Raw genomic sequence first — 12,637 nt, forward strand, 5'->3', positions numbered from 1 at the left:
GCACCAGGCCTTGTCTCGCACGCCCGCGCCGGTCCGGAGTCGGGGTGAGGTCGCGTCAGTGCTGAGGTGGGGCGCAGCACTGCGGTCGCTGGTCGCGGTCGGTTCGTCGCTGCTGACGTGGGGCGCAGCAGTGCGGTCGCCCGGGCAGTGCTGAGGTGGGGCGCAGCACTGAGGAGGACCCGCACCGCGCCCTGTCCCCCACCCGTGCAGCGGTCCGCACCCGTCCTCCGTCCCGCCCGGGTGGCGTCGCGCAGCCCCGCCCCGGCCCGGACCCGGCGCCACGCCGGGAGGGCACGCCCTGCGGGAACGGCACCCCCGCGATCCGCCCGACCGCGTCCGCGACCTGCGACGACGCGCGAATCCGCCTGCACCCCGCGGGCCGGACCGGCGCCCCCGGGTGACAGGGTGAGGCAATGCCCGACTCCTCCCGCCTCACCCGGATGCTCGAGCCCTGGCGCGGGGCGCCGGCCTCCGACGTCGAGCCCACCGACGTCGACGTCCACCACCGCCGTTCGGCCGCCGCCGGCCTCGAGGCGGTCGCCGTCTCGATGAACCGCAGCGCCGGCCAGATGGGCCCGGCCCGCACCCTGAACACCCTGCGCCGGCTCAACCAGGTGCACGGCTTCGACTGCATGGGCTGCGCCTGGCCGGACCCCGACCCGGAGCACCGCTCCTTCGCCGAGTTCTGCGAGAACGGCGCCAAGGCGGTCGCCGAGGAGGCGACGAGGCGCCGCGCCGACCGGGCCTTCTTCGCCCGCCACCCCGTCGCCGAGCTCGCGACGTGGAGCGACTACCAGCTCGGGCAGCAGGGCCGCATCACCGAGCCGATGCTGCTGCGCGAGGGCGGGACCCACTACGAGCCGGTGTCGTGGGAGGAGGCCATCGGCGTCGTCGCCGAGACGCTGCGCGGGCTCGACTCGCCCGACGAGGCGGTGTTCTACACGAGCGGGCGGGCCTCCAACGAGGCCGCGTTCACCTTCCAGCTGTTCGCCCGGGCCTTCGGCACCAACAACCTGCCCGACTGCTCGAACATGTGCCACGAGTCGACGTCGGTCGCGCTCGCCGAGTCGATCGGCATCGGTAAGGGGTCGGTCAGCCTCCAGGACGTCCACGAGGCCGAGCTGGTCGTCATCGCGGGACAGAACCCCGGCACGAACCACCCGCGGATGCTCAGCGCGCTCGAGGCCTGCGTCAAGAACGGCGGCACGGTCGTCGCCGTCAACCCGCTGCCCGAGACCGGCCTCATGAAGTTCGACAACCCCCAGAAGGTCCGCGGCCTCACGGGCGTCGGCACCGACCTCGCCGGCGAGTACCTCCCCATCCGGCTCGGCGGCGACCTCGCGCTGTTCCAGGCCCTCGGCGCCCTGCTGCTCGAGCGCGGTGCCGTCGACCAGGAGTTCATCGACCGGCACACCACCGGGTTCGAGTCGTGGAAGCAGCACGTCCGCGACCTCGACTGGGAGGTCGTCGACCGCGCCACCGGCCTGCCCCGCGAGCAGATCGAGCGGGTCGCCGACCTGCTCGCGGCCTCGTCGCGCACGGTCTTCTGCTGGGCGATGGGCATCACGCAGCACAAGCACGCCGTGGCGACCATCAAGGAGCTCACCAACCTCGCTCTCCTGCAGGGGAACATCGGCAAGCCCGGCGCCGGTCTCTGCCCGGTGCGCGGCCACTCGAACGTCCAGGGCGACCGGACGATGGGCATCTGGGAGAAGCTGCCGGCCCACTTCGCCCACTCGCTGCGTCAGGAGTTCGGCTTCGACCCGCCCACCGAGCGCGGCCACGACGTGGTCAACACCGTGCGCGCCCTCCAGGAGGGCAAGGTCACGGTGATGGTCGGCCTCGGCGGCAACTTCGCGGCCGCCACCCCTGACTCCGAGGTGACCCACGAGGTGCTGCGCTCGGTCGACCTCAACGTGCAGGTGTCGACCAAGCTCAACCGCACGCACGTCCTGCCCGGGCGGCGGATGCTCATCCTCCCGTGCCTCGGGCGCACCGAGCGGGACATCACGACCGAGGGCTGGCAGGGCCTGACGGTCGAGGACTCGATGAGCTCGGTGCACCTCTCGGTCGGGCGCAACGAGCCCGCGAGCGCGCACCTGCACGGCGAGCCGTGGATCGTCTGCCGGATCGCCGAGGCCACCCTCGGGTCCGGGCCGGAGGGCTCGCGCATCGACTGGGCGAGGATGGCCGAGGACTACACCGCCATCCGCGGGCACATCGGCAACGTCGTCCCCGGTTGCGACGCCTACGACGCCAAGGTGCAACGGCCGGGCGGCTTCGTCCTCCCGCACCCGCCGCGCGACACCCGGACCTTCGAGACCCCGTCGGGCCGGGCCGAGATCGCGGTGAACCCGATCGAGGTGCTCGAGGTGCCGGAGGGGCACCTGCTGCTGCAGACCCTGCGCAGCCACGACCAGTTCAACACGACGATCTACGGCCACGACGACCGCTACCGCGGGCTCGCCGGCGGCCGTCAGGTGGTCATGGTGCACCCGGACGACATCACGGCCCTCGGGCTCACGGACGGCGACCTCTACGACGTCGTGTCGGTGTGGACCGACGGCTCGGAGCGGGTCGCGCACGGCTACCGGGTGGTCTCGTACCCGACCGCGCGGGGCTGCGCGGCGGCCTACTACCCGGAGTGCAACGTGCTCGTCCCGCTCGACCACGTGGCCGAGGGGAGCAACTGCCCGGCGTCGAAGTCGGTCGTGGTGCGCTTCGCGCCGGCGGGGTCCTGTGCCCGCCACGACTCCGGCACGCGGGTGAAGGCCGGCAGCGACGGGTCGCACCGCAGCGACGTCGAGCCGCACCACCTCAGCTGAGTCGCAGCGGCGCCGATGAGTTCGCGGGACCGGGCCGGTCGGACGGGGTGGGACGCACCGTGACCGAGGAGAGGAGCCCACCATGAGCAGGACCATCGGCATCATGTCCATGTCGCTCGACGGCTTCGTCGCCGACGTCGACGGCGGTGTCGCCGAGGTGTTCGACTGGTACGCCGCGGGGGACGTCGAGGTGCAGGCCGGCGGTGCCGACGCCATGGCCTTCCGGATGTCCGCCGCCAGCGCCGAGCACTTCCGCGACCTCACGGCGGGCCTCGGCGCGGTCATCACCGGCCGGCGCACGTTCGACGCGGCCGACGGGTGGGGCGGTCGGCACGCGTGGGGGCCGGCGTTCGTCCTCAGCCACACCGTCCCCGACGGCTGGCCCCGCCCGGGCTCGTCCGTGCACTTCGTCCACGACGGCATCGAGGCCGCCGTCGGTCGGGCGCTCGAGGCAGCGGGGGGCGGGAGCGTCGCCCTGCACGGTGCGGACACCATCCGGCAGTGCCTGCGCGCCGGGCTCCTCGACGAGCTCGCCCTCGACGTCGCGGCGGTGCTCCTGGGCTCCGGCGTGCCGATGTTCGACCACGTCGTCGAGGCCCCGGCCGTGCTCGGCGACCCGGAGGTCGTGCAGGGCGTCGGGGTCACCCACCTCCGCTACGCCGTGCGGCGCTGAGCCTCAGCCGCCGGCCTGGAGGCGCAGCCCGGCGAGCAGCAGGTCGAGGCCGGCGCGGAACTGGTCGGTGTCGTCGTGCCCCTCGAACTCGTCGGCGATCTCGTGGAGGTACGGGAACTCGGCGGTGTCGAGGGCGCGCCACTGGTCGACGGCGGCAGAGAGGTACTCGTCGCGCCCGACCTCGCCGGAGAGCACCGCCTCCGGTGGGTCCTGCCCGAGGTCGGCGGCCGTGCCGACGACGAAGCCCACGACGGCCGAGACCGCGTGGAAGCGCTGGCGCGCCGTGAGGTCGAGCCGCAGTGACTGCTGGCCGAGCTTCTCGAACAGCCGCAGCGCGTTGGGCTGCACGAGGGTGTTGCGCATGAAGTAGGCGCCGAGCCACGGCCGGTCGACGATCGCGTCGAACAGGCGGACGGCGATGGTGCGCAGGTCGTCGACGGGGTCGCCGCCGCCCACGTCGCGGACGTCGGCGAGCACGTCGGCCAGGACGTGGTCGGAGGCCCGGTCGAGCAGCTCGTCCTTGCTCGACACGTACCAGTAGATGCTGCCGACGCCGCCGCCGAGGCGGCCGGCGAGGGCCCGGAAGTTCAGCCCCGCCTCGCCGTGCTCGTCGAGCAGGGCGACGGTCTCGGTGAGCACCGACTCCAGCGAGTGCGACGCGCGCCGGCCTCCGCGCGGCGCGCGCGCCCGTCCCGCCTCGCGACCCGCCTGGCCACCTCGACCACGCCGGACGGCAGGGCCGCGGGCGTCTCGGGGGTCGCGTCGCTGAGGGGGCACGACCCCATCAGACCACACGCCGGGGACCGGGGCTTGCACCGGACCGAACATCGTTCTATCGTATCGAACTGTGTTCGAGAACCGAACGCCGTTCGACTTCGAGAGGAGGCGCCATGACCGCCACCACCGCCGTGTCCGCGCCCCGTACCTACCCCTCCCTGCGCGCCGCCTGGGTCCCCCTGGCCGCCCTCTGCCTCGCGTTCTTCGTCGAGATGGTCGACAACACCCTGCTGATGATCGCGATGCCCACCATCGGGCGTGACCTCGGCAGCGGCACGACCGCCCTCCAGTGGGTCACCGGCGCCTACTCGCTGACCTTCGGCGGCCTGCTGCTGACCGCCGGCTCGATGGCCGACCGGCTCGGCCGGCGCCGCGTCCTGCTCGTCGGGCTGGCCGTCTTCGGCGTCGTCAGCCTCGCCGTCGCGGCCGTCACGACCTCCGGCGAGCTCATCGTGCTCCGGGCGGCCCTCGGGGTCGCCGCCGCCGCGATGGCCCCGATCACCAACTCGCTCGTCTTCCGGCTCTTCGACGACCAGGCCCTGCGGATGCGCGCGATGACCGTGATGATCGTCGTCGGCATGTCCGGCTTCGTCCTCGGCCCGCTGCTCGGCGGCACCGCCCTCGCGCACGTCCGGTGGGAGTGGCTGCTCCTCGTCAACGCGCCGATCGCGCTGCTCGCGTGGGTCGGTGTGCGGCTGGGCGTCCCGGCCGACCGGCCCGAGGACCTCACCGACGACCGGCTCGACCTGCCCGGCACCGTCCTCAGCACGGCGGCCATCGGCCTCGGCTGCTACGCGCTGACCAGCGGCGTCGACCACGGCTGGCTGTCGGCGACCACCGTCGCCGCCGTGCTCGGGGCCGTGACCACGCTCGTGGCCTTCGTGCGGCACGAGCGGCGCACCGCCACACCGATGCTCGACCTCACCCTGTTCTCCCGGGGCACCGTCCGGGGTGCGGCGCTGGCCCAGGTCGGCACCTCGATCGCGATGGCCGGCGTGATGTTCGGCCTCATCCTGCACTTCCAGTACGCGTACGGCTGGAGCCCGGTGCGCGCCGGCCTCGCGAACCTGCCGATGATCGCGACGATGGTCCTCGCGACGCCGGTGACGGAGTGGCTCGTCCGGCACGTCGGCCACCGGGTCGCGTGCCTCGTCGGTGCCGCCCTGCTCACCGGCGCCCTCGTGGGGATGGCGTGGGGCGTCGAGCACGGGTACCCGGCGATCGCCGCCGCGATGGTCGTCATGACCCTCGGCCTGCGCACGGTGATGACCATCTGCGCCGTCGCGCTCGTCGAGGCGATGCCGGCGAACCGGACGTCGATCGGCACCGCCCTCAACGACACCGCGCAGGAGGTCGGCTCCAGCATCGGCACGGCCGTCGTGGGCACCCTCGTCGCGGTGCTCGTGACGACGGTGCTGCCGGCGGGCACGTGGGACGCCGGGCTCGTCGCCTCGTTCTTCCACGGCGAGCGGGTCACGTACCTGGCACTGGCGGTGGTCGTCGGTCTCGTCGCCGGATGGGGCGCCCTCTCGCTCACCGACTCCCGCAGTGTCGACGAGCACGCGGCCGAGATGGCCGAGGCCCCGGCGGCCGTCGCGTCGTGACGGACGGACGGAGGCGCGGCCGGCGACGGCCGCCACCGGGTCCGGCGGCCGGGCGCCGCGCTCAGTGCGCGGCGGGTGCGGGGCCCGAACCGTCGGTGACCGGCAGGCGGTTCGGCAGCATCGCGGCGAGCACGACGACCCCGACGGCCAGCACGGCGGCGACGGTGAAGGCCGCCCGGACGCCACCGACGTAGGCCGCGGCCTCGCCGGCCCCACCGGCCGCGAGCTGCGCCGAGCGCCAGGACAGGACGGTGACGGTGAGCGCCGTGCCGACCGCCGCCGCGACCTGCTGCACCGTTCCGAGCAGCGAGCTGCCGTGCGGGTACAGGTGCGGCGGCAGCGCGCCGAGGCCGAGGGTGAAGGCCGGGGTGAACAGCGCCGCGAGGCTGACCATGAGCAGCACCTGGACACCGAGCAGGAGCCCGTAGGGCGTCACCGCGTCGATGCGGCTGAGGATCGCCAGCGACGCGAGGACGCCGAGCGCGCCGGGCACGACGAGCGGCCGGGCCCCCACCCGGTCGAACACCCGGCCGACGACCGGCCCGAGCAGGCCCATCGCCAGACCGCCGGGGGCGACGAGCAGGCCGGTCTGCAGCGGCGAGAGGCCGCGCAGGTTCTGGAGGTAGAGCGGCAGGAGGATCATCGCGCCGAGCATCGTGAGGAAGGCGAGCGACTGCATCGCCAGCGACACGGTGAAGGTGCGGTGGGTCAGCGCGCGCAGGTCGAGCAGCGGCCCCGAGGTGCGGGTCAGCCGGTGCTGGCGCAGCACGAAGGCCGCGACGACACCCACTCCGCCCAGTACCCAGCCGAGCGCCGGGACGGCCCCGGGGTGCTCCTCACCGATCCGGCTCAGGCCGTAGACGAGGCCGCCGAAGCCGAGGGCCGACAGCACGACGCTGGCCCAGTCGACGCCCCCGGGACGGGTCTCGCCGACGTCCTCGAGCCGGCGCAGGCCGAGCAGGGTCACGAGCACCACGACCGGGAGGACGAGGCCGAACAGCCAGCGCCAGCCGGCCGCGGCGAGCACGACGCCGGACAGGGCCGGGCCGAGCGCCGGTGCGACCGAGATGGCGAGCGTGACGTTGCCCATGACCCGGCCGCGGTCCCGCTCGTGGACGACCGTCATGAGCGTCGTCATGAGCAGCGGCATCATCACGGCCGTGCCGGTGGCCTGGACGACCCGCCCGCCGACGAGCACCGGGAAGGTCGGCGCCAGCGCGCAGAGCAGGGTGCCGGCACCGAACACGGACATCGCGACGGTGAAGGCGGTCCGGGTCGTGACCCGCTGGAGGAACCAGCCGGTGACGGGGATGACGACGGCCATCGTCAGCATGAAGGCGGTCGAGAGCCACTGTGCCGCACGGGCTCCCACGTCGAACTCGACCATGAGGCGCGGGATGGCGTTGACCATCACCGTCTCGTTGAGGATGACGGTGAAGGTCGCCAGCACCAGCCAGCGCAGCACGGGGTAGGAGCCGGCGGGCTCCGGCGCGGACGGGGGCGGAGTGGCGGCGGCGGCGGGGGACCCGGTGGTGGGGGCCTCGGCGGCGGGCGCGAGAGGGGTGTCGGTGGTCGTCATGGTGGGTTCGACCCGACGGTACGGTGGAACTCATCGCCGCCGCGCGATGATTTTCGGGCGCGGCGCCGGTCGGTACGGGTGAGGCGCCACGAGGGTGCCGGGAGGAGGACCTCGCGATGACGTCCACGCACGCGGGCGCGCAGACCGCGCTCGACCCCGAGCTCGACGAGGCGCTGACGCGCTACCGGCGCGAGCTCCTCGCCCACTGCTACCGGATGACCGGCTCGCCGAACGACGCCGAGGACCTCGTCCAGGAGGTCTACCTACGGGCGTGGCGGGCCTACGGCTCGTTCGAGGGCCGCTCGTCGCTGCGCACCTGGCTGCACCGCATCGCGCACAACGTCTGCCTCACGGCGCTCGAGGGCAAGGACCGCCGGCCGCTGCCGTCCGGGCTCGGCGCCCCGTCGTCCGAAGGTGCCGACCCGCTCGACGAGCGCACCGAGGTGCCCTGGCTCGGGCCGATGCCGGACGCCGCGCTGCTCGGCACCGCCGACCCCGCCGACGTCGTCGCCGAGCGCGACACCCTCCGGCTGGCCTTCGTCGCGGCCCTCCAGCACCTGCCCGCGCGCCAGCGGGCCGTCCTCGTCCTGCGCGACGTCCTGCGCTGGAGCGCCGCCGAGGTCGCCGAGGCCACGGGCGCGTCGGTCGCGTCCGTCAACAGCGCGCTGCAGCGGGCTCGCGCCACCATCGAGCAGGTCGCCCCGACCCCGAGGACGCGTCCCGCCCCGACCTCACCGACGAGCAGCGCGCCCTGCTCGACCGCTACGTCGACGCGTTCTGGCGCAAGGACGTCGACGCCATCACCCGGCTGTTCACCGAGGACGCCGTCTGGGAGATGCCGCCGTTCGCCGGCTGGTACCAGGGCCCGGCGACCATCGCCGAGCTCGTCGACACCCAGTGCCCCGGCGGCTCGTACGACATGCCGATGGTCGCGACGACGTGCAACGGGCAGCCGGCGTTCGGGCTGTACCTGCGCGAGGACGGCCCCGACGGCGACGTCTACAAGCCCTTCCAGCTGCAGGTCCTCGAGCTCGACGGCGCCCACGTCGGCCACGCCGTCGTCTTCTTCGACGTCGAGTACTTCGCGCTCGCCGGGCTGCCCGCCGAGCTCGGCCCCGCGGACGTCCCCGCCCGACCCGGGCGGTGACCGTGGGTCCCGCGGACACTCGTCCCGGGGTCGACCTCGAGCTGCTGGACCGTTCCCTCGCGTGGACCCGTGGGGTCCTCGTCGGGGTGCGGGACGCCGAGGCGCACCGGGCCACGCCGTGCCGGGGGTGGTCGCTCGCCGACCTGCTCGTGCACATGGTCGACTCCCTCGAGGTGGTCACCGAGCTCTCCCTGGGCCGGATGGCGCTCGTCGGGCCCCCGCCCGCGTCGCGGCGCCCCGAGGTCCTGGCCGAGCACCTGCGGCTGCTGGGCTGCGCGCTGCTCGACGGCTGGCTGCGGGCGGACCGTCCCGAGGTGGCCGAGGTCGGGGGAGCGCTGCTCGACGCCGACGTGGCGCTCGAGGTCGGGGCGCTGGAGATCGCCGTGCACGGGTGGGACGTGGCCCGGGCCCGGGGGCTGGAGGCCGCCTTCCCGCCGCTGCTCGCGGCCGCGCTGCTCCCGGTCGCCGTGCGACGGGTCCCCGTCGTCGGTCGCCACCCCCGCTTCGGGCCGCCGCTGCCGCCGTCGGGCACCGACCCGGCCGCCTTCCTCGTCGCCCACCTGGGGCGGTCACCCGGCCCCTAGGATGTGGCCCGACGAGCTCGAGGAGGAGACGTGAAGGTCACACCGGCGATGGTGGGTCGGCAGGTCAGGTTCATGGCCCGGTCGGCGGTGTACATCGCCCGGCACCCCGCGTCCGGGCGTGAGCTCCCCCGGCTCGTGCGCACCCGAGGTCGCGGCACGATGCACCTGCGCCTCCCGTGGCTGCCGTTCCGCGTCATCGACCGGCTCGAGCAGGCGGTGGGGCCCGGAAGCCGGGTCTTCGAGTACGGCGGCGGCGGGTCGACCCTGTGGTTCCTCGACCGCGGGGCCGAGGTGGTCACCGTCGAGCACCACGAGGGATGGGCCGCCGCGCTGCGCGACCGGATCCGCTCCGAGCACTGGGTCCTCCACGCGATCCCCGACGACGGTCCGCACCCCGAGGCCTACGAGTCCTACGTCGCGAGCATCGGCGAGTACCCGGACGACCACTTCGACGTCGTCGTCGTCGACGGCCGCTCGCGCGCAGCCTGCGTCCGCGCCGCCGCGCCCAAGGTGCGTCCCGGCGGCCTGCTCGTCGTCGACGACGTCGACCGCGAGCGCTACGCCGCCGCGATGGACGAGGTCGACTGGCCCCGCGAGGACGTCGTGGGCTTCGCGCCGGCCAAGCCGTCGCTGGCCTTCACCGGCGTCCTGCGGCGCCCGGACGCGGTCGGAGCCTGAGCGGCTCGCCGGGGCGCAGCTGGGCCGCCCGGTCGCACGAGGCCTCCGTCAGCACGGCCACGACGGGGTAGCCGCCGGTCACGGGGTGGTCGGCGAGGAACACGACGGGCTCACCGCCCGGGGGCAGCTGCACGGCGCCGCGCACCATCCCCTCGCTCGGGAGCTCGTCGTCGCGGTGGGCCGGGGTGCGCCGCACCGGGTCCCCGGTCGGCGTCAGGCGCACCCCCACGCGGTCGCTGTGCGCCCCGACGACCCAGGACCTCGCGGCCAGTGCCTCGAGGTCGCCGACCCAGGACGTGCGCGGACCCGGCAGCAGGTCGAGCACGACGGGGCCGTGCGCCGGGGCCGGGGCGGCGTCGACGACGGGGAAGGTCCGCGGGGCCGGCCCGACGGGCAGCACGTCGCCGGCCGCGAGCGGAGGCGGTCCGACCCCCGACAGGGTGTCGGTGGAGCGGGAGCCGAGCACCGGCTCGACGTCGATGCCGCCCCGCACGGCGAGGTAGGTGCGCAGCCCGGACTCCGGTGTGCCGAGGGCCAGCTCGGCGCCGTCGTCGAGGTGCAGCACGGCGCGGTGCGGCACCGGCCGGCCGTCGACCGTGGCCGGCGCGGGCGCCCCGGTGAGGGCGACGACGAGGGCGCCCCGGGCCCGGACGACGAGCCCGCCGAGCAGCACCTCCACGGCGGCCGGACGGTGCTGGCGCTCGCCGTGGCCCACGAGCCGGCAGGCCAGGTGGTGCGCGCCGCGGTCGGCGGCCCCGGAACGGCCCACCCCGACCGACCCCAGCCCGGGGCGCCCGTCGTCCTCGAGCAGCGCGAGCGGCCCGGTGCGCACGACCTCGAGGGCGGGGCTCATCCGGTGGCCGCCTCGTCGACGAAGTGCACGACGACCCCGGGCCGCAGCAGCGCGGGCGGGTCGCGGCGCGCGTCCCAGAGGGCGAGGTCGGTGCGGCCGAGCAGCTGCCAGCCGCCGGGCGAGGCGCGGGGGTAGACGCCGGAGAACTCGCCGGCCAGCCCGACCGACCCCGCGGGCACCGACGGCCGCGGGGCGTCCCGGCGGGGCACGCGCAGCCGGGGGTCGCCGCCGACGAGGTAGGCGAACCCCGGGGCGAAGCCGCCGAAGGCCACCCGCCAGTCGGTGCCCGTGTGGGCCGCCACGACCTCGCCGACCGACAGGCCGGTGAGCCGCGCGACCTCGTCGAGGTCCGGGCCGTCGTAGTGGACGGGCACGGTGACCACCTCGCCGGGAGGGAGCGACCCGGACGAGCCGTCGAGCGTCGCCGCGAGCCCGCGCACCGCCCGGCCGAGCACCGGCAGGTCGGCGGGGTCGACCCCGTCGGTGGTCAGCAGCAGCGTGCGGGCCGCCGGGACGACGTCCTCGACGCGCGCCCACACCCCGTCGCCCGCCGTCGTCAGCGAGCGGACCGCGGCCTCGAGGGCGAGCACGGCCGACAGGTCGGCGACCTCGACGAGGACCGCGCGCTCGCCCATCGGCAGCACCTCGACGGGCCGGCCGGCGCTCACCGGTGCGTGACGGCGTGGACGCCGATCCCGTTCTCGCGCAGGGCGTCCCGGACGGCGGTCGCGAGGGCCACGGCCCCGGGGGTGTCGCCGTGCACGCAGACCGAGCGGGCGGCCACGGCGACCTCGGCGCCGTCGACGGCCGTCACGACACCCTCGCGCACCATCCGCACGACCCGGGCGGCGACCGCGTCGGGGTCGGTGACGAGGGCGCCGGGCTGCGTCCGGGGGACCAGGTGGCCGCGGGCGTCGTAGCCGCGGTCGGCGAAGGCCTCGGCGACGGTGGGCAGACCCTCGGCGTCGGCCAGCCGCAGCAGCGCCGAGCCCGGCAGCCCGAGGACCGGCAGGGAGGAGTCGTAGGCGAGGACCGCCTCGACGACGGCCCGCGCCTGCCCCTCGTCGGTGACCGCGGTGTTGTACAGGGCGCCGTGCGGCTTGAGGTAGCGCACGCGGGTGCCGGCGACCCGGCACATCGCCTCGAGCGCCCCGAGCTGGTAGAGCACGTCGGCGGTCAGGTCGTCGGGGTCGACGTCCATCCGTCGCCGCCCGAAGCCGGCGAGGTCGCGGTAGCCGACCTGGGCGCCCACGGCGACGCCGGCCGCGGCGGCCCGGGCGACGGTGCGGCGCAGGGTCGTCGGGTCGCCCGCGTGGAACCCGCAGGCGACGTTGGCGCTCGTGACGATTCGGAGCATCGCCTCGTCGTCACCGAGCACCCACGTGCCGAACGACTCGCCGAGGTCGGCGTTGAGGTCGATGACGGAGGCCACGGCCCCGACGCTACCCGCGCGCCGACGCCGGTGTCGTGACCGTCGCCCGACTCGTCAGCGTCCGACGGGCAGACGCATCCGCACGCTCGTGCCGGCGCCCAGCCGCGACCGGGTGGCCACGCTGCCGCCGTGGCGCTCGACCACCGTGCGCACCATCGTCATCCCGAGGCCCGAGCCGGGCACGGTACGCGCGTTGGACGCCCGCGACAGCTCGTCCCAGACCCCTCCGAGCTCCGCGTCGGGGATGCCCCGGCCGGTGTCGGCCACGTCGATCTCGACGAAGCCGTCGGCCTCGGCGGCGCGCACCTCGATGAGGTCGCCGTCGGCGGTGAACTTGCGGGCGTTGGCGAGGACGTTGTGGACGGCGAGGTAGAGCAGGTCGGGGTCGCCGGTGATCGTCGGCACCTGCCACGGGGCCTCGGGGAACTGCACGCGGACGTCGCGCCGCTCCCGAGGACGCTGATCTCGCCGCGCAGCGCGGTGAC

The 12,637-nt window shown here is 75.1% G+C and carries 12 protein-coding genes and 1 pseudogene; 7 read left to right on the forward strand and 6 right to left on the reverse strand.

The window, feature by feature from the left end; genetic code table 11:
- Positions 1-413 precede the first annotated feature (413 nt).
- Positions 414-2,825, forward strand: a complete 2,412-nt coding sequence (locus G7075_RS17485; RefSeq protein WP_166123736.1) for an FdhF/YdeP family oxidoreductase — start codon at positions 414-416, stop codon at positions 2,823-2,825.
- A gap of 82 nt (positions 2,826-2,907) precedes the next feature.
- Entirely contained in the window at positions 2,908-3,498 is a 591-nt protein-coding gene (locus G7075_RS17490) for a dihydrofolate reductase family protein (protein WP_166123738.1), read from the forward strand.
- A 3-nt stretch (positions 3,499-3,501) separates the two neighbouring features.
- On the opposite strand, the gene G7075_RS17495 is transcribed toward G7075_RS17490, so the two are convergent.
- Positions 3,502-4,137, reverse strand: a complete 636-nt coding sequence (locus G7075_RS17495; RefSeq protein ID WP_240917726.1) for a TetR/AcrR family transcriptional regulator — start codon at positions 4,135-4,137, stop codon at positions 3,502-3,504.
- 251 nt (positions 4,138-4,388) lie between these two features.
- On the opposite strand from G7075_RS17495, the gene G7075_RS17500 reads away from it, so the two are divergent.
- Positions 4,389-5,879: an MFS transporter gene (locus tag G7075_RS17500; protein ID WP_166123740.1), complete on the forward strand. Its 1,491-nt coding sequence runs from the start codon at positions 4,389-4,391 to the stop codon at positions 5,877-5,879.
- Between the two features lie 61 nt (positions 5,880-5,940).
- On the opposite strand, the gene G7075_RS17505 is transcribed toward G7075_RS17500, so the two are convergent.
- Entirely contained in the window at positions 5,941-7,458 is a 1,518-nt protein-coding gene (locus tag G7075_RS17505) for an MDR family MFS transporter (protein WP_166123742.1), read from the reverse strand.
- A gap of 116 nt (positions 7,459-7,574) precedes the next feature.
- Between G7075_RS17505 and G7075_RS21685 the strand changes: the two are divergent.
- The 4 genes and pseudogenes from G7075_RS21685 to G7075_RS17520 all read left to right on the forward strand — a co-directional run.
- Positions 7,575-8,117 (forward strand): annotated as a pseudogene (locus tag G7075_RS21685) (RNA polymerase subunit sigma-70); the annotation flags it as partial.
- 140 nt (positions 8,118-8,257) lie between these two features.
- Entirely contained in the window at positions 8,258-8,605 is a 348-nt protein-coding gene (locus G7075_RS21690) for a hypothetical protein (RefSeq protein WP_240918073.1), read from the forward strand.
- Positions 8,606-8,607: 2 nt separating this feature from the next.
- The gene (locus G7075_RS17515; protein WP_166123744.1) at positions 8,608-9,189 is read left to right on the forward strand and encodes a maleylpyruvate isomerase family mycothiol-dependent enzyme; all 582 of its coding nucleotides are present in this window, start codon (positions 8,608-8,610) and stop codon (positions 9,187-9,189) included.
- Between the two features lie 30 nt (positions 9,190-9,219).
- Positions 9,220-9,867 (forward strand): class I SAM-dependent methyltransferase, encoded by a 648-nt coding sequence (locus G7075_RS17520; RefSeq protein ID WP_166123746.1) that lies wholly within the window; start codon positions 9,220-9,222, stop codon positions 9,865-9,867.
- On the opposite strand, the gene G7075_RS17525 is transcribed toward G7075_RS17520, so the two are convergent.
- From G7075_RS17525 to G7075_RS17540, 4 genes are read right to left on the reverse strand one after another with little or no spacing between them, the layout of a single operon-like run.
- A complete protein-coding gene (locus G7075_RS17525) occupies positions 9,827-10,720 on the reverse strand; it encodes a biotin-dependent carboxyltransferase family protein (protein WP_166123748.1) in 894 nt (297 codons plus the stop codon). The two genes, G7075_RS17520 and G7075_RS17525, sit on opposite strands and share 41 nt — an antisense overlap.
- Complete coding sequence (locus G7075_RS17530; protein WP_240917727.1) at positions 10,717-11,388, reverse strand: allophanate hydrolase subunit 1; 672 nt, start codon at positions 11,386-11,388, stop codon at positions 10,717-10,719. Before G7075_RS17530 ends, G7075_RS17525 begins: the two co-directional genes overlap by 4 nt.
- Complete coding sequence (locus G7075_RS17535; protein ID WP_166123750.1) at positions 11,385-12,152, reverse strand: LamB/YcsF family protein; 768 nt, start codon at positions 12,150-12,152, stop codon at positions 11,385-11,387. The genes G7075_RS17530 and G7075_RS17535 overlap by 4 nt, the downstream gene beginning before the upstream one ends.
- Positions 12,153-12,206: 54 nt before the next feature.
- Positions 12,207-12,584 carry a sensor histidine kinase KdpD gene (locus G7075_RS17540; RefSeq protein WP_240917728.1) on the reverse strand — a complete coding sequence of 126 codons (378 nt, stop codon included), beginning with the start codon at positions 12,582-12,584 and terminating at the stop codon, positions 12,207-12,209.
- Between the last annotated feature and the right edge of the window lie 53 nt (positions 12,585-12,637).

This window comes from Phycicoccus sp. HDW14 (assembly GCF_011383005.1).
Classification (GTDB): Bacteria; Actinomycetota; Actinomycetes; order Actinomycetales; family Dermatophilaceae; genus Phycicoccus.

Excerpts from the sequence above, each read along its gene's own strand:
- G7075_RS17490 (WP_166123738.1), top strand. The coding sequence starts at position 2,908 with ATGAGCAGGACCATCGGCATCATGTCCATGTCGCTCGACGGCTTCGTC.
- G7075_RS17505 (WP_166123742.1), bottom strand. The coding sequence starts at position 7,458 with ATGACGACCACCGACACCCCTCTCGCGCCCGCCGCCGAGGCCCCCACC.
- G7075_RS17500 (WP_166123740.1), top strand. The coding sequence starts at position 4,389 with ATGACCGCCACCACCGCCGTGTCCGCGCCCCGTACCTACCCCTCCCTG.
- G7075_RS17485 (WP_166123736.1), top strand. The coding sequence starts at position 414 with ATGCCCGACTCCTCCCGCCTCACCCGGATGCTCGAGCCCTGGCGCGGG.
- G7075_RS17525 (WP_166123748.1), bottom strand. The coding sequence starts at position 10,720 with ATGAGCCCCGCCCTCGAGGTCGTGCGCACCGGGCCGCTCGCGCTGCTC.